At 66.5% G+C, this 15,858-nt stretch carries 13 protein-coding genes and 1 pseudogene; 8 read left to right on the top strand and 6 right to left on the bottom strand.

Translation table 11 applies throughout. From position 1 onward, the window contains the following. Positions 1-92: 92 nt before the first annotated feature. Both acnA and AC5P76_RS18630 read right to left on the bottom strand, forming a co-directional pair. Positions 93-2,846, bottom strand: a complete 2,754-nt coding sequence (gene acnA, locus AC5P76_RS18635) for an aconitate hydratase AcnA (RefSeq protein WP_053519986.1) — start codon at positions 2,844-2,846, stop codon at positions 93-95. 172 nt (positions 2,847-3,018) lie between these two features. Further along, entirely contained in the window at positions 3,019-3,921 is a 903-nt protein-coding gene (locus AC5P76_RS18630; protein ID WP_053519987.1) for a LysR family transcriptional regulator, read from the bottom strand. 109 nt (positions 3,922-4,030) lie between these two features. Here AC5P76_RS18630 and AC5P76_RS18625 point away from each other — a divergent pair, with 109 nt between their 5' ends. The 8 genes from AC5P76_RS18625 to acnB all read left to right on the top strand — a co-directional run bounded on the left by AC5P76_RS18625 (position 4,031) and on the right by acnB (position 12,837). Continuing rightward, the gene (locus tag AC5P76_RS18625; RefSeq protein WP_180876039.1) at positions 4,031-5,152 is read left to right on the top strand and encodes a 4-oxalomesaconate tautomerase; all 1,122 of its coding nucleotides are present in this window, start codon (positions 4,031-4,033) and stop codon (positions 5,150-5,152) included. 77 nt (positions 5,153-5,229) lie between these two features. Then, positions 5,230-6,285: an ABC transporter substrate-binding protein gene (locus tag AC5P76_RS18620; protein ID WP_053519997.1), complete on the top strand. Its 1,056-nt coding sequence runs from the start codon at positions 5,230-5,232 to the stop codon at positions 6,283-6,285. 13 nt (positions 6,286-6,298) lie between these two features. After that, entirely contained in the window at positions 6,299-7,132 is an 834-nt protein-coding gene (locus AC5P76_RS18615; RefSeq protein WP_253120479.1) for an ABC transporter ATP-binding protein, read from the top strand. Then, on the top strand, positions 7,116-7,892 hold the full coding sequence (locus tag AC5P76_RS18610; protein ID WP_253120482.1) for an ABC transporter permease: 777 nt from the start codon (positions 7,116-7,118) through the stop codon (positions 7,890-7,892). Before AC5P76_RS18615 ends, AC5P76_RS18610 begins: the two co-directional genes overlap by 17 nt. 113 nt (positions 7,893-8,005) lie before the next feature. Further along, positions 8,006-9,442: an OprO/OprP family phosphate-selective porin gene (locus tag AC5P76_RS18605; protein WP_253120485.1), complete on the top strand. Its 1,437-nt coding sequence runs from the start codon at positions 8,006-8,008 to the stop codon at positions 9,440-9,442. 122 nt (positions 9,443-9,564) lie between these two features. Continuing rightward, positions 9,565-9,789, top strand: coding sequence for an AbrB/MazE/SpoVT family DNA-binding domain-containing protein (locus AC5P76_RS18600; RefSeq protein WP_053519992.1), 225 nt, complete (start codon positions 9,565-9,567; stop codon positions 9,787-9,789). Positions 9,790-9,795: 6 nt separating this feature from the next. Beyond that, entirely contained in the window at positions 9,796-10,194 is a 399-nt protein-coding gene (locus AC5P76_RS18595) for a type II toxin-antitoxin system VapC family toxin (RefSeq protein ID WP_053519993.1), read from the top strand. A 51-nt stretch (positions 10,195-10,245) separates the two neighbouring features. Then, positions 10,246-12,837 carry a bifunctional aconitate hydratase 2/2-methylisocitrate dehydratase gene (gene acnB, locus AC5P76_RS18590; protein ID WP_053519994.1) on the top strand — a complete coding sequence of 864 codons (2,592 nt, stop codon included), beginning with the start codon at positions 10,246-10,248 and terminating at the stop codon, positions 12,835-12,837. 69 nt (positions 12,838-12,906) lie between these two features. Here acnB and AC5P76_RS18585 read toward each other — a convergent pair whose 3' ends face one another. The 4 genes and pseudogenes from AC5P76_RS18585 to AC5P76_RS18570 form a co-directional block, all read right to left on the bottom strand. Continuing rightward, positions 12,907-13,983 (bottom strand): protein-glutamate methylesterase/protein-glutamine glutaminase, encoded by a 1,077-nt coding sequence (locus tag AC5P76_RS18585; protein WP_111186102.1) that lies wholly within the window; start codon positions 13,981-13,983, stop codon positions 12,907-12,909. Continuing rightward, positions 13,980-14,576, bottom strand: coding sequence for a chemoreceptor glutamine deamidase CheD (gene cheD / locus AC5P76_RS18580; protein ID WP_053519995.1), 597 nt, complete (start codon positions 14,574-14,576; stop codon positions 13,980-13,982). The genes AC5P76_RS18585 and cheD overlap by 4 nt, the downstream gene beginning before the upstream one ends. Beyond that, the gene (locus AC5P76_RS18575) at positions 14,573-15,442 is read right to left on the bottom strand and encodes a CheR family methyltransferase (protein WP_065182661.1); all 870 of its coding nucleotides are present in this window, start codon (positions 15,440-15,442) and stop codon (positions 14,573-14,575) included. Before AC5P76_RS18575 ends, cheD begins: the two co-directional genes overlap by 4 nt. 34 nt (positions 15,443-15,476) lie before the next feature. Then, positions 15,477-15,858 (bottom strand): annotated as a pseudogene (locus tag AC5P76_RS18570) (methyl-accepting chemotaxis protein); the annotation flags it as partial.

Here is a 15,858-nt window from a genome sequence, read left to right as displayed (position 1 = left end):
CGCGGTTGCGAACCACCGGTTCGCGCGCCTCCGCAGCGCCCCGGCGGTGACGCCGGGGCCGGGCTTCCGCCCGCCGGATGCCGCCCGCCGGGTCAGCGGGCAGCCAGCTGACGCAGCACGTACTGCAGCAGGCCGCCGTGGCGGAAGTATTCCACTTCCTTCGGTGTCAGCAGCATCACCGACACCTCGAAGCGCTTCTGCGTGCCATCGGCCCGGGTCGCGGTGACCGTGGCGCGCTTGCTGGCACCGTCCTCCAGGCCGGTGATGTCGATGACTTCCGAGCCATCCAGCCCCAGCGACTGCGCGTTCTCACCATTGCGGAACTGCAGCGGCAGCACGCCCATGCCGACCAGGTTGGAGCGGTGGATGCGCTCGAAGCTCTCGGCGATGACCGCCTTCACGCCCAGCAGCAGGGTGCCCTTGGCGGCCCAGTCGCGCGACGAACCGGTGCCGTACTCCTTCCCGGCCAGCACGACCAGCGGCACCTTGTCGGCCTTGTACTTCATCGCCGCGTCGTAGATCGCCAGCTTCTCCGGCTGACCACCGCCGGCCGGGTAGTACAGGGTGTTGCCACCCTCCTCGCCGCCGAACATCAGGTTCTTGATGCGGATGTTGGCGAAGGTGCCGCGGACCATCACGTCATCATTGCCGCGGCGGCTGCCGTAGCTGTTGAAGTCGGCGGGCTGCACGCCCCGGGCCTGCAGGTAACGCCCCGCGGGCGAATCCTTCTTGATGTTGCCGGCCGGCGAGATATGGTCGGTGGTGATCGAGTCACCGAACAGACCCATCACGCGCGCGCCATGCACGTCGTCGATGCTGCCGGTCTGCATGGTCATGCCATCGAAGTACGGCGGGTTCTTGATGTAGGTGGAGTCATCACTCCACTCGTACAGATTGCCGTCCGGCGAGGCGATGGTGTTCCAGCGCGTATCGCCCTTGAACACGTCGGCGTAGTTCTGCTTGAACATCTCCGGGCCGATGGTGGCGGCGATGACATCGCCGATTTCCTTGTTGCTCGGCCAGATGTCGCGCAGGTAGACCGGCTGGCCGTCGCTGCCGGTGCCCAGCGGCTGGGTGGTCAGATCGATGTCGGTGGTGCCGGCGATGGCGTAGGCGACCACCAGTGGCGGGCTGGCCAGGTAGTTCATCTTCACTTCGGGATGCACGCGGCCTTCGAAATTACGGTTGCCCGACAGCACGGAGGTCACCACCAGGTCACCGGCGGCGATGCCGGCACTGACCTCGGTCGGCAGCGGGCCGGAGTTGCCGATGCAGGTGGTGCAGCCGTAGCCGACCACGTAGAAGCCGATCTTCTCCAGCTCCTTCAGCACCCCGGCCTTTTCCAGATAGTCGGTGACCACGCGCGAGCCTGGGCCCAGCGAAGTCTTCACCCAGGGCTTGCGATCCAGGCCCTTGGCCGCCGCGTTGCGCGCCAGCAGGCCGGCACCGATCATCACCGCCGGGTTGGACGTGTTGGTACAGGAGGTGATCGCGGCGATGACCACCGCGCCATCCTTCAGGCGGACCTTCCGGCCTTCGATCTCGATGTCGGCGAAGCCCTTGGCCAGCTGTTCGTTGCCGACCGCGGTGCCGCCGCCCTCGTTGAGGAAGGAGGCCACATCGTCGCTGCGCTTGTCGCGGTTGCTGGTCAGGCCGACCAGGGCTTCGCGGTAGTTCTTCTGCACGTCTTCCAGCAGCACGCGGTCCTGCGGGCGCTTCGGTCCGGCCAGTGACGGCTTCACCGTGCCCATGTCCAGCTCCAGCGTGGTGCTGTACTGGGCATGGGGGCTGTCCGGTTCGTGCCACAGGCCCTGCGCCTTGGCGTAGGCCTCGACCAGTTCGATCTGTTCTTCGCTGCGACCGGACAGGCGCAGGTAGTTCAGTGATTCGGCGTCGATCGGGAAGATGCCGCAGGTGGCGCCGTATTCCGGTGCCATGTTGCCGATCGTGGCGCGGTCGGCCAGTGGCAGGTGCTGCAGGCCATCGCCATAGAATTCGACGAACTTGCCGACCACGCCCAGCTTGCGCAGCATCTGGGTGACGGTCAGCACCAGGTCGGTGGCGGTGGCGCCCTCAGGCAGCCGGCCGGTGAGCTTGAAGCCGACCACCTGCGGGATCAGCATCGACGACGGCTGGCCCAGCATGGCCGCTTCGGCTTCGATGCCGCCCACGCCCCAGCCAAGCACGCCGATGCCGTTGATCATCGTGGTGTGGCTGTCGGTACCGAACACGGTGTCCGGGTAGGCCACGGCCCTGCCATCCTTGTCCGCGGTCATCACCACGCGGGCCAGGTTCTCCAGGTTCACCTGGTGGACGATGCCGGTGTTGGGCGGCACCACCTTGAAGTTGTCGAACGCCTTCTGGCCCCAGCGCAGGAACCCGTAGCGTTCCTGGTTGCGCTGGAATTCGATCTTGCCATTGAGATCGAGCGCGTCCGGCTTGCCGAACACATCGACCTGTACCGAATGGTCGATCACCAGTTCCGAAGGGATCTGCGGGTTGATCTGTTCCGGCTTGCCGCCCAGCTTGACCACCGCATCGCGCATGGCGGCCAGATCGACGACACACGGTACGCCGGTGAAGTCCTGCAGGACCACGCGCGCGGGCATGAAGGCGATTTCGGTGTCCGGCTCGGCCGCCGGGCTCCAGCGGGCAACGGCCTCGATGTGCTCCTTGCCGACGGTGACGCCGCCGTCTTCGTGCCGGAGCAGATTCTCCAGCAGGATCTTCATCGAGTAGGGAAGGTGGGAGATGTCGAAGCGCTGGCCCAGTGTGGGCAGGCTGAAGTAGTCGTAGGTCTTGCCGCCGACGTCCAGCTGGCTTCGGGTGGAGAACGAATCGCTCATGCGGGATGACTCCTTCTTGCGGATGGCTTGCAGTGGCCCGTGCATGGACGGACCTGCTTGCGTATGCCGGGGCTCTCCGCCACCGGATCCCCGCCAGTATGGCGGAGCCGGCGCGGCCGGGAACGTCCTCGGCGCAGGACGCAAGGTTACATGGCTGTATGTAGTGCCGATGTCACGGCTTGCCCCGCCACTGGCTCATCAGCATCTGCAGGAAGCGTTCGGCCGTGGGCGAGAGCAGGGCACCACGGCGGCGCACGATGCCGATGGTGCGCGAGACCACCGGATTGCCGATCGGCCGGGTCACCAGGATGGGATGGTCGCCGTCCGGGGTAGCCATCTTCGGCAGCACCGACACGCCGATCCCGGCCTCGACCATGCCCAGGGAGGTGGACAGGTGGGTCACTTCGTAATGCCAGCTCAGCTTCAGGTTCTCACGGGCGAGGGCGCCATCGAGCAGGGTCCGGTTGCCACTGGTGCGATGCACGGTGATCAGCTGGTGCTGGGCAAGATCGGCCCATTCCACGCGGCGCTTGCGGGCCAGCGGATGATCGCGGCGGCAGGCCAGCACGAACGGGTCCTCGGCCAGTACATCGAAATCCAGGTTGGGATCGTTGGCACCCATGAAATTGATGCCGAACTCCACTTCGCCGCGTTCCACTGCCTGCAACCCCTCGGTGGCGGGAATGTCGAGGATGCGGAAGCGGACGTGCGGATGCGCGTCGTGGAAGCGTGCCATGACACTGGGCAGGAAGTAGAACGCCGCGGTGGGCAGGCAGGCGATGGTGACCGTGGCGCCGCGCGTGTCGTCGTGCCCGCGCAGCGAGAACAGCGAACCATCGAATTCCTCCAGCATGCGCCGTACCAGCGGCAGCAGGTTCTCGCCGACCGCGGTGGTGCTGACGCTGCGGGTGGTGCGTTCGAGCAGCGGTGAGCCGACGGCCTGCTCCAGCTTCTGGATCCGGCGGCTGAGCGCGGGCTGCGAGACGTGCAGGGTTTCGGCGGCGCGATGGAAGCTGCGCGTCTCGGCGACGAGCAGGAACGCGCGCAGATCGAGGATTTCGCAATTGATGCTCATACGGTATCAATCATCCAAAAATCAGCAATTCACAGATCAATCCGGCTCATGCCAGTATCGAATCACAGAGGGGTCATTCATCCCCTATACGCATCAATCTAGCACACGTATGTCGAACGATCTGCTCAGTATCCCCTGCGTCCTCATGCGTGGCGGCACGTCCAAGGGGCCGTTCTTCCTGGCCTCGGACCTGCCGGCCGACGCCGGCCTGCGCGACCAGCTGCTGCTGGAGGTGATGGGCTCGGGCCATCCGCTGCAGATCGATGGCATCGGCGGTGGCAATGCGCTGACCAGCAAGGTGGCGATCGTCAGCCCCGCCAGCCGCGCCGATGCCGATGTCGACTATCTGTTCGCGCAGGTCCGTGTCGAGCAGCGGGTGGTGGATACCACCCCCAACTGCGGCAACATGCTGGCGGCGGTCGGTCCCTTCGCGATCGAACGCGGACTGGTTCCTGCGCGCCACCCGCGCACCGAAGTGCGCATCCACAACGTCAACACCGGCAAGCTGATCGTGGCCACGGTGGAAACCCCGAACGGCCAGGTGGCCTACCGGGGCGACACGCGTATCGCGGGCGCGCCTGGCGCTGCCGCGCCGGTCCGCCTGGCCTTCCTAGATGCGGCCGGTGCACGTACCGGCCGGCTGCTGCCCAGTGGGCGGTCGCAGGATATGATCGACGGCATCGCCGTCAGCCTGGTGGATTGCGCGATGCCGATGATGATGGTGCGCGCGACCGATATGGGTGTCCGCGGTGACGCCTCGCCGGCGGAACTGAACGCGGATCATGCGCTGCTGGCGCGGTTGGAAGCGATGCGCATCGAGGCGGGTACGCGCATGGGCATCGCAGACGCGGGCAGCAAGGTGATTCCCAAGCCAGTGCTGCTTTCCGCACCGCAGCAGGGCGGCGACCTGCAGGTGCGCTACTTCATGCCCCACCAATGCCACACCGCGCTTGCCATTACCGGCGCGGTCGGTCTGGCCACCGCCGCAGTCACGCCCGGCACCCTGGCCAACACTTTCGTCGGATGCCTGCCGATGCCGGGCAGCATTACCCTCGAACATCCGAGCGGCCTGCTGGAAGTGGGCCTGAGCCGCAGCTCGGACGATGCGCCGGTCGTTGCCAGCGTGGTCCGTACCGCGCGCCGCCTGTTCGAAGGGCGCGTGTTCGCGACTTCGCCTGCCACTGCCGAAACCCATTCCACCGAAGCCCGCCAATGGACCTCAGCGGCATGACCTGAAACCGGTCGGGGCCGCGCAGATGCGCGTGGCCAGGCCACTACAACGCAGATGCTTCACTCCTGGGAGGGATGATGTACAAGCAGTTCTTCATGGCCGCGCTGTGCGCGGCGAGCCTGGCCGTGTCCGGTTGCGGCAAAGACGATGCCAGCGGGGCCTCGGCGCCCGGCGGCGACAATGCGCCGGTGCGGATCAGCGTCGGTTCCTACAACCTCAACAACCTGCCGTTCTTCATCGCCGACGCCAAGGGCTACTTCAAGGACGTCGGCCTGCAGGTGAAGACCGAGAACTTCGCGCAGGGCGGCTCCAAGGTGCTGCAGGCCCTGGTCGCCAATTCGACCGACGTGGCGGTCGGCTTCTACGACCACACCATCCAGATGCAGGCCAAGCACAAGGACGTGGTCGGCTTCGTGCTGCTGTCACGCAATTCGGGCCTGGTGATGGCTGGCCGCGAGGATGCCAGCTTCGATCCGGCGCGCCCGCAGACCATCAAGGGCCAGAAGATCGGCATTACCGCCCCGGGTTCGTCATCGGACTTCTTCGTGCGCCACTTCCTGGCCCAGCACGACATCCCGGTGGACAGCATCTCGCTGATCGGCGTGGGTTCTGGTGCGGCGGCGGTGGCGGCGCTCGAGCAGGGCAAGATCGACCTGCTGGTCAACTACGATCCGGCCGCGACCCTGATCACTGAGCGCAAGGTCGGCAGGATCATCATTGATGCGCGCAGCGACGAGGGGGCACGCCAGGTGTACGGCGGTCTCTATCCCACCTCGGTGATGTACGCCAACCGCAGCTTCCTGGAAGCACGTCCCGAAGCAGCCGAGAAGATCGCCCGCGCCGAGCAGATGGCATTGAAGTTCATCGCCGACAACAGTGCCGAGGACATCGTCGCTGCGCTGCCGGACAGCTACGTCTCCGGCGACCGCGCCACCTACGCGCGCGCCGTGGAGAACGCCCGCGCCATCTTCACCACCGATGGCCACTTCACGCCCGCGGACCTGGAAACGCCGTTGAAGGTGCTGCGCGAGTTCAACAAGGACGTGGCCAACGCGGACATTGACCTGTCCCGGACCTACACCAATGCCTTCGTCGAGCGCGCCAGCGCCGCGACGCAGGCAACCCAACCGTAAGCGGAGATAACCCATGGCCCTCAATGCCACCGTGCGCCAGTTCAATGGCGCACCGCAGCTGGAGCCCGCACAGACCATGGTCGCCATCAACAAGGTGACCATGTCCTTCGGTGACTTCACCGCCGTGCGCGATGTCGATATCCAGGTCGGTGATGGCGAGTTCCTCGCCATCGTCGGTCCCACCGGGTGCGGCAAGAGCACCATCCTCAATTCCGTGGCGGGCCTGCTCAAGCCCAGCGCCGGTGACGTGAGCATCGACGGACGCGCCGTCAATGGCGTGCAGGCGTCCGTCGGCTACCTGTTCCAGCAGGACGCGCTGCTGCCGTGGAAGACCGCCTTCCAGAACGTGGAACTGGGCCTGAAGTTCCGCGGCGTCGATGAAGCCGAGCGCCGGCAGAAGGTCACCACCTGGTTGGCCAAGGTCGGCCTGACCGGCTTCGAGCACCGCTATCCGCACCAGCTCTCCGGCGGCCAGCGCAAGCGCGTGCAGATGGCACAGGCACTGATCGTGGAGCCCAAGGTGATCCTGATGGACGAGCCGTTCTCGGCATTGGACATCCACACCCGCCATCTGATGCAGAACGAACTGCTGCGCCTGTGGCAGGAAGACCGTCGCTCGGTGATCCTGATCACCCACGACCTGGAAGAGGCCATCGCGCTGGGCGACCGCGTGGTGGTGCTGTCCTCGGGTCCGTCAAGCCGCGTGGTGCGCAGCTTCGATGTGGACCTGGAACGCCCCCGCAACGTTGCCGAGATCAAGCTCGACGAACGTTTTACCGACCTGTACCGCGACATCTGGGCCTGCCTGCGCGGCGAAGTGGAGAAGAGCTATGCACGCCAGGGCTGACCGTTTCATCCAGATCGCACTGGTCATCGCCGTGTTCGGTGGCTGGGAGGGCGGCATCGCACTGGGCTGGATCGACCCGTTCTTCTTCCCCGCGCCCACGGCCATCGCCCAGCAGGCGTGGAACTGGTTGTCGGATACCTCGTTCTACCAGCACGTGTACATCACCCTGACCGAAACCGCGCTGGGCTACCTCATCGGTACCGGGCTGGGCGTTGCAGGCGGTGTGTGGCTGGGCCTGAGCCGGCGCTCGGCGCGCATCCTCGATCCCTTCATCAAGGGCTTCAATGCCATCCCGCGCGTGGTGCTGGCGCCGATCTTCGTGCTGTGGCTGGGCCTGGGTCTGTGGTCGAAGGTGGCACTGGCGGTGACGCTGGTGTTCTTCACCACGTTCTTCAATGCCATGCAGGGCGTGCGCGAAGTGAACCCGGTGGTGCTGGCCAATGCCCGCATTCTCGGTGCCAGCCGCAGTGACCTGCTGCGTCACGTGTACTTCCCGGCGGCGGCGAGCTGGATCCTGTCCTCGCTGCGCACCTCGGTGGGCTTTGCCGTGGTCGGCGCGATCATCGGCGAATATCTGGGTGCCTCGGCGGGCCTGGGTTACCTGATCGCGCAGGCAGAAGGCAACTTCAATGCCGTGGGTGTGTTCGCCGGCATCATCATTCTGGCCGCCTTCGTGCTGGTCATCGATGCACTGCTCGACGTGGTCGAGAACAAGCTCATCACCTGGCGTCCAAACGCCCAGGCCCAGGCCACCAGCTGAGCCTGCCTGGCGCGCCGCTGGAATGATCCGGCGGCGCGCCCTTCCGTAATTCCCCCGCATCATCGCAACGGGCCAGCGCCAGGCCAGGGGGCCGGCTGGCTGGAGAGAACACCATGCATAGCCATCCCGTGCTGCCGCGTGCAGCGCTGACGGTCGCCCTTGGCCTGCTGCTGGCCAGCGGCCATGCCGGAGCACAGGCCGCCACAGCCCCACCGGCCCCGCTGAGCCAGGCCGAACTTGCCGCGCTGGTGCAGCAGCAGGCGCAGCAGATCCAGCAACTGCAGTCGCGACTGGATGCGCTGGAAGGCGTCGGTACGACCGCCAGCAACGCAGCGGCTGCCCCTCCTGCGTCTGCCCTGGAAACCCGTGTTGCGGCGCTGGAAACCCAGCAGTCCAAGGCGCCGAAGGTGTCGTGGTCGAAGGGCGCGCCGGAATTCAGCAGCGCTGACGGCAACGTGATCTTCCGCCCGCGCGGTCGTCTGTTCGTGGACGGCTCCAGCACCGACGGCTCGTCCAGCAGCGACCGCAACATCTCCGGTACCGAGATCCGTTCGGTGCGCCTGGGCGCGGAGGGCCGCTACGGCACGCTCGGCTGGGTGGTGGAGGGCGACTTCGCTGACAACGAGGTGGCGTGGAAGTCGGTGTATGCCACTGTGGACCACAGGCTGTTCGGCCTGCCTGCCGACCTCACCGTGGGCAACCGCCTCAACGACCGCGGCATCGATGGCTCCAGCAGCACCTCCAACACGCCGTTCCCGGACCGCAACGTGGTGGGCACGCTGATGCTGCCGCAGCGGGGCCTGTTCGGCGTCGGCCTCACCGAGCGCGTGTACGGAAAGGGCTGGCACGCCAGCCTGTCAGTGGCCGGCAACGACCTCAACAATGCCGGTGACAACAACGACAGCCAGACCTGGGCCACCCGCGTCCACTGGAACCCGATCGACAGCAAGGCCGCGACCGTGCATCTGGGGGCGTGGGCGTTCCACGAAGAGATCGCCGCAGGCTCCTCGGGCGTGCTGCGCAGCTCCGCCATTGCCGGCCACTTCAACGATCTGGTCAAGATCACACCGGGCACGCTGGTCGGCACCGATCGCAGCACCGCCTACGGTGTGGAGGCGGCGGGCTTCTTTGGCCAGGGCTGGGCCACGGGCGAGTGGGGTACGCGCAACCTGCGCGGTGCCGATGCCAGCGGCCGTTACGACCTCGATCACCAGGCCTGGGCGATTTCCGCCGGCTGGTTCCTTGGCGGGGCCAGCCCGGCGTACTCGGGCAAGACCGGCACCTGGGGCCGGGTCAAGGTGGCCGATCCGGTCACCCGTGGCGGGCGGGGCGCATGGGAGCTGCGTGCGCGCTACGAAGACGTGGACTACTCGGAACTGCCGACCGGCGGCACCGGACATGCGTGGACGGTGGGTGCCAACTGGTATCTCAACGACTACAGCCGGGTGATGCTCGACGTGATCCGCTGGCAGACCGACAACCCCACCGGTGCGGTGCGCGGCAAGGACGAGGGCACGACGGTCAATACCCGGCTGCAGGTTGCGTTCTGAGTGAAGGCATCAAGCTGAACGGACAATGCCGGCCACGTGCCGGCATTGCCGTAAGGGGGGGGCGGCTGGCGGTATGACGCCTTGAGTATGTATAATTCGTACATACCGAAGAGGGCCTACCCATGGAAGCCACTGTCGCCGAACGCGGTCAGATCACCCTGCCCAAGGCTGTGCGTGACGCCCTGGGCCTGACCAAGGGCACCCAGCTCAAGGTCGAACTGGACGGCAGCCGCATCATTCTGCGCAAGAGTGTTGACGACGCGATTTCACGGGCGCGCGGCAAGTTCGCGCTGGACGGCTTTGATTCCGCCGACGCCGCCGTACGCGCGGTGCGCGACGAGGACTAAGCCGTGATGATCGCCGTCGATTCCCCTGTGCTGGTCGAACTGCTGAGCAATGGCCCGCAGGCCGACGCCGTCGAGGCCTGCCTGCGGCAGAGCCTGGTCGGCGGCAAGGTGGTGGTGTGCGGGGCGACCCTGGCCGAAGTCTGCGCCAGCCTGCGCGGCGGGGCCGAGGTGCTGGAAGCGCTGGAAGAGATGGGCGTCCACTTCAACGCGCTGGAAGCCAAATCGGCATTGCGCGCCGGCGAGATGCATCGCCGCCACCGCCAGCGTGGTACCCAGCGCCGCAGCCTGGACGACTTCATGGTGGGGGCCCATGCACTGCTGCAGTGCGACGGGCTCATCACCTGGAACGACACGTTTTACCGCGACTACTTCAAGGGCCTGAAGCTGATCGTGCCGCACGCCTGAGCCCGTTGCATTCCTTTCACTGTTCCATAACCGCATTACCCGGGAGTTGTCATGTTGGAAGCCTATCGCCACCACGTAGCCGAGCGCGCCGCGCTTGGCATCCCGCCGCTGCCGCTGACCGCCCAGCAGACGGCAGACGTCATTGAACTGTTGAAGAACCCGCCGGCGGGCGAGGCCGAGTTCCTGCTCGACCTGCTGACCCACCGTGTGCCGGCCGGCGTGGACGACGCCGCCAAGGTCAAGGCCTCGTACCTGGCCGCGATCGCGCTGGGCAGCGAGCAGAATCCGCTGATCAGCCGCGAGCGCGCCACCGAGCTGCTGGGCACCATGCTGGGCGGTTACAACGTGGCCCCGCTGGTGCAGCTGCTGGACGACGCCAGCGTCGGCACCATCGCCGCCGACGGCCTGAAGAACACCCTGCTGGTGTTCGATGCGTTCCACGACGTGCAGGACAAGGCCAAGGCCGGCAATGCCAATGCCCAGGCCGTGCTGCAGAGCTGGGCCGACGCCGAGTGGTTCACCAGCAAGCCGGAAGTGCCGCAGAGCCTGACCATCACCGTGTTCAAGGTGCCGGGCGAAACCAACACCGACGACCTGTCGCCGGCGCCGGACGCCACCACCCGTCCTGACATTCCGATGCACGCCCTGGCGATGCTGAAGAACAAGCGCGATGACGCGCCGTTCACTCCGGAAGAAGACGGCAAGCGCGGTCCGATCCAGCAGATCCTGTCGCTGAAGGAAAAGGGTCACCTGGTGGCCTACGTCGGCGACGTGGTCGGCACCGGCTCTTCGCGCAAGTCGGCGACCAACAGCGTGCTGTGGTGGACCGGCGACGACATCCCCTACATCCCCAACAAGCGCGCCGGTGGCGTGTGCCTGGGCGGCAAGATTGCTCCGATCTTCTACAACACCATGGAAGATGCCGGCGCGCTGCCGATCGAGCTGGATGTCTCGAAGATGGAGCACGGCGACGTTGTCGAGCTGCGTCCGTATGACGGCAAGGCACTGAAGAACGGCGAAGTGATCGCCGAGTTCGAAGTGAAGTCCGAAGTGCTGTTCGACGAAGTGCGTGCCGGCGGCCGCATTCCGCTGATCGTCGGCCGTGGCCTGACCGGCAAGGCGCGCGAAGCGCTGGGCTTGGCCCCGACCACCCTGTTCCGCCTGCCGGTGCAGCCGGCCGACACCGGCAAGGGTTTCTCGCTGGCGCAGAAGATGGTCGGCCGCGCCTGCGGTCTGCCGGAAGGCCAGGGCATGCGCCCGGGTACGTACTGCGAACCGAAGATGACCTCGGTGGGCTCGCAGGACACCACCGGTCCGATGACCCGTGACGAACTGAAGGATCTGGCCTGCCTGGGCTTCTCGGCCGACCTGGTCATGCAGTCGTTCTGCCACACCGCCGCGTATCCGAAGCCGGTGGACGTGAAGACCCACCACACGCTGCCGGAGTTCATCTCCACCCGCGGTGGCATCTCGCTGCGTCCGGGCGACGGCGTGATCCACAGCTGGCTCAACCGCATGCTGCTGCCCGACACCGTCGGCACCGGCGGCGACTCGCACACCCGTTTCCCGGTGGGCATTTCGTTCCCGGCCGGCTCGGGCCTGGTGGCCTTCGCCGCCGCTACCGGCGTGATGCCGCTGGACATGCCGGAATCAGTGCTGGTGCGCTTCAAGGGCCAGATGCAGCCGGGCGTGACCCTGCGTGACCTGGTCAACGCGATTCCGCTGTACGCGATCAAGTCGGGCCTGCTGACGGTTGCCAAGGCTGGCAAGAAGAACATCTTCTCCGGCCGCATCCTGGAAATCGAAGGCCTGCCGGAGCTGAAGGTCGAGCAGGCATTCGAGCTCTCCGACGCCTCGGCCGAGCGTTCGGCCGCCGGTTGCTCGGTGCGCCTGAACAAGGAACCGATCATCGAGTACCTGACCAGCAACATCACCCTGCTGAAGTGGATGATTGCCGAGGGTTACCAGGATCCGCGTTCGCTGCAGCGTCGCATCGAGAAGATGGAAGCCTGGCTGGCCAACCCGCAGCTGCTGGAGCCGGATGCGGACGCCGAGTACGCTGCCGTCATCGAGATCGACCTGGCCGACATCCACGAGCCGATCGTGGCCTGCCCGAACGATCCGGACGACGTGAAGACCCTGTCCGAAGTGGCCGGCGCCAAGATCGACGAAGTGTTCATCGGTTCGTGCATGACCAACATCGGTCACTTCCGTGCGGCCGCCAAGCTGCTGGAAGGCAAGCGCGACCTGCCGACCCGTCTGTGGGTGGCCCCGCCGACCAAGATGGACGCCTCCGAGCTGACCAAGGAAGGCGTTTACGGCACCTTCGGTGCGACCGGCGCGCGCATGGAAATGCCGGGCTGCTCGCTGTGCATGGGCAACCAGGCCCAGATCCGCGAAGGCTCCACCGCGATGTCGACCTCGACCCGCAACTTCCCGAACCGTCTGGGCCGCAACACCAACGTGTACCTGGGTTCGGCCGAGCTGGCCGCGATCTGCTCGCGTCTGGGCCGCATCCCGACCAAGGAAGAGTACATGGCCGACGTCGGCGTGATCGCCGCCAGCGGCAGCGAGATCTACCGCTACATGAACTTCGACCAGATCGAGGAGTACCAGGACGTGGCCAATACGGTCGCCGCCTGATGCGTTGAAACGAAAACCCCCGGCGAAAGCCGGGGGTTTTTTCATGCAGTGCGGAGCGTGCGTTCGTCGCTATTGCCCGCGGGCGAGGGCGAGCAGGCGCTCGGCGATCCGTTCCAGCGGCACCTGTTCCTCGGCCGCGCCGAGCTTGAACGCGGCGCCGGGCATGCCCCAGACCACACTGGTGGCTTCATCCTGCACCAGCGTCGGAGCGCCTGCCTGGCGCATTTCCAGCAGGCCGCGCGCGCCGTCATCGCCCATGCCGGTGAGAATGGCGCCGATGGCATTGCCCCCGGCACTCTGGGCCACCGAACGGAACAGCACATCGACCGCAGGCTTGTGCCGGTTCACGGCTGGGCCGTCATCGACGCGGCAACGCCAGCGCGCACCATCGCGGATGATCCGCAGGTGCCTGCCGCCCGGCGGCAGATAGGCATGGCCGGGCAGCACGGCTTCGCCGTCGCTGGCCTCGCGCACGGCCATCGCCGAATGCCGGTCCAGGCGTTCGGCGAAGGCGCTGCTGAAGCTGGCCGGCAGGTGCTGGGTCATCACCACCGCTGGTGCATCGGCGGGCAGGCCTTCCAGCACCACGCGCAGGGCTTCGGTGCCACCGGCTGACGAACCGATCGCAATCAGGCGGTCGGTGGTGCGGAACTGTGGTGCCACCGGGCGCGATGCCGGTGCCGCATCCAGGGTGAGTTTCGGTGCCGCAGCCCGCAGCAGCGGCCGCACCCGCGAGCGTGCGGCCATCTTCACCTTGCCGATGATTTCTTCGGCATAGCCCTGCAGTCCGCGCGCCACATCGAGCTTCGGCTTGGAAACGAAATCCACGGCACCCAGTGCCAGCGCCTGCAGGGTCGTGTCGGCCCCGCGCTCGGTCAGCGAAGAGATCATCACCACCGGCAAGGGATGCAGGCGCATCAGGTTTTCCAGGAAGGCCAGCCCGTCCATGCGCGGCATTTCTACGTCCAGGGTGATCACGTCCGGGGCGAGGCGCTTGATCTTCTCGCGTGCCAGCAGCGGATCGGCGGCGGTGCCGACCACGTCGATGGCCGGATCGCTGGAGAGGATTTCGGTCAGCATCTGCCGCACGACGGCGGAGTCGTCCACGATCAGGACCCGGCAGGGGGCGTTGCCGGTCAGGGTCATTCGAACAGCTCCACGCCACCGGTGACCGGGGCCCTGGACAGACGGGCACGCACTGCCGATTCGGTGGCGGCCACTTCCGCTTCGTGGGCATGTGGCAGGCGCTGCACGACCACGCGCCCGGTATCGGCAAAGAACCAGATCTTGCGTGGATGGATGCCGCACAGATCTTCGGCGATGATCGGAATGTGCTCGGCCTGCAGGTACTGGCGCACGAACTCGGCGTTGCGGGTTCCTACTGGATTGCTGGTGAAACCCTTGAGCACGTTGGCGCCGCCGAACACCTTGGCTTCCAGGCGCTTGCGGTGCGCGCCGCGCTTGAGCATGTCGTTGATGAGAAGCTCCATCGCATAGCTGCCGTAGCGTGCAGGCGCGCCGTCACCGGCATTGCCTTCCGGCAGCAGGAAATGGTTCATGCCGCCTATCTTCAGCACCGGATCGCGCAGACACGCAGCCACGCAGGAGCCCAGCGTGGTGGTCAGCGCAGTGGTGTCGTCGACCACCAGGTACTGGGTCGGCAACAGCTTGGCGGCGAGGGTCTGGAAGCGCGCGTCCTGGTAGCGCATCACCTCGTCGGTGCGCAGCGAGGCGTTCATGCCCCGGCCCCCTGCGCGCGTCGGTACAGGGTGCGGCCACAGGGCTGGATCAGATCGGCCGCGTGCAGGTAGTTCTCCGAGTGGCCGGTGTAGAGCAGTCCGTCATCGGTGAGATGCTGCACCAGCCGGCCAAGGATGGCGCGTTGGGTCGGCTTGTCGAAATAGATCATCACGTTGCGGCAGAACAGCGCATCGAACGGGCCGCCAACGTCGTAGCGCGGGGCAAGAAGATTCAGCGGGCGGAACTCGATCAGGTCGCGCAGTGCGGGCAGCACCCGGCACTGGCCCTCGTTGGGGCCACTGCCACGCTGGAAATACCGTCGGCGGAGCTCCGGATCGAGGCTGGCGACGCGGTCGATGGCGTACACGCCACGGCCTGCGGTGGCCAGGACCTGTGTGTCGACATCGGTGGCGATGATGCGGACCGGCGGCTTCAGGCTGCCGAACGCCTCGCACGCGGTGATCGCCATGGAGTAGGGTTCCTCGCCGGTGGACGCGGCGCAGGACCACAGCAGCAGCGGGGCGTGGCCGGAGCGCTGCCGCAGTTCCTCGCGCAGCTTGTCGAAATGGTGGGGCTCACGGAAAAAGGAGGTGAGGTTGGTGGTCAGGGCGTTGGTGAACGCCTGCCATTCGTCACCGCCCTCCTGTTCCAGATGATCGAGGTACTGCTGGAAGCTGCGCATGCCGAGTGTGCGCAGGCGACGCGACAGGCGGCCATAGACCATGTCGCGCTTGGCGGGCGCGAGGGCGATGCCTACCCGCTGGTAGATCAGGTCGCAGACACGGCGGAAATCGCGGTCGGCGAACTCGAACTCGCGCGGGCCGGTGACGATGGGGCTGGGACTATGCACGGGGGACGTGTCCATCGGCGTGGGCGGTGACCGCAGCCACCGCGGGTTCTCAGAATTCCTGCCAGTCGCTGGCGACGACGGGGGGAGTATGGGCGCGGCGGACCGGCGCGGCCGGCGCATGCGCGCGTGCCGTGTTGGCGGTCACCGTTGGTTCCACCCGTGCGGCCACCGCCTTCACTGCGGCGGCCACTTGGTTGTCGAGGCGGAAGATCGCCACGGCATCGGCCAGCTGCGCGGCCTGTTCCTCCATCGCCCGTGCAGCGGCGGTGGCTTCCTCCACCAGCGCGGCGTTCTGCTGGGTGGTCTCGTCCATCTGCACCACGGTCTGGTTGACCTGCTCGATGCCGGCGCTCTGTTCCTGCGAGGCCGCGGAAATCTCGGCCATGATGTCGGTTACGCGCTGCACCGAGGCAACGATCTCGCCCATGGTG

Source organism: Stenotrophomonas sp. YJH_SMC_36 (genome assembly GCF_059369935.1).
The sequence above is the reverse complement of the archived record's forward strand: the minus strand, read 5'-3'. Positions and strand labels throughout refer to the sequence as shown.

What these genes read in the sequence shown, in the direction of transcription:
- AC5P76_RS18605 (WP_253120485.1), top strand. Translation starts at nt 8,006, where the DNA reads ATGCATAGCCATCCCGTGCTGCCGCGTGCAGCGCTGACGGTCGCCCTT.
- acnA (WP_053519986.1), bottom strand. Translation starts at nt 2,846, where the DNA reads ATGAGCGATTCGTTCTCCACCCGAAGCCAGCTGGACGTCGGCGGCAAG.
- AC5P76_RS18585 (WP_111186102.1), bottom strand. Translation starts at nt 13,983, where the DNA reads ATGACCCTGACCGGCAACGCCCCCTGCCGGGTCCTGATCGTGGACGAC.
- AC5P76_RS18625 (WP_180876039.1), top strand. Translation starts at nt 4,031, where the DNA reads ATGTCGAACGATCTGCTCAGTATCCCCTGCGTCCTCATGCGTGGCGGC.
- AC5P76_RS18620 (WP_053519997.1), top strand. Translation starts at nt 5,230, where the DNA reads ATGTACAAGCAGTTCTTCATGGCCGCGCTGTGCGCGGCGAGCCTGGCC.
- AC5P76_RS18595 (WP_053519993.1), top strand. Translation starts at nt 9,796, where the DNA reads ATGATCGCCGTCGATTCCCCTGTGCTGGTCGAACTGCTGAGCAATGGC.
- AC5P76_RS18615 (WP_253120479.1), top strand. Translation starts at nt 6,299, where the DNA reads ATGGCCCTCAATGCCACCGTGCGCCAGTTCAATGGCGCACCGCAGCTG.
- AC5P76_RS18630 (WP_053519987.1), bottom strand. Translation starts at nt 3,921, where the DNA reads ATGAGCATCAATTGCGAAATCCTCGATCTGCGCGCGTTCCTGCTCGTC.
- AC5P76_RS18600 (WP_053519992.1), top strand. Translation starts at nt 9,565, where the DNA reads ATGGAAGCCACTGTCGCCGAACGCGGTCAGATCACCCTGCCCAAGGCT.
- cheD (WP_053519995.1), bottom strand. Translation starts at nt 14,576, where the DNA reads ATGAACGCCTCGCTGCGCACCGACGAGGTGATGCGCTACCAGGACGCG.
- AC5P76_RS18575 (WP_065182661.1), bottom strand. Translation starts at nt 15,442, where the DNA reads ATGGACACGTCCCCCGTGCATAGTCCCAGCCCCATCGTCACCGGCCCG.
- AC5P76_RS18610 (WP_253120482.1), top strand. Translation starts at nt 7,116, where the DNA reads ATGCACGCCAGGGCTGACCGTTTCATCCAGATCGCACTGGTCATCGCC.
- acnB (WP_053519994.1), top strand. Translation starts at nt 10,246, where the DNA reads ATGTTGGAAGCCTATCGCCACCACGTAGCCGAGCGCGCCGCGCTTGGC.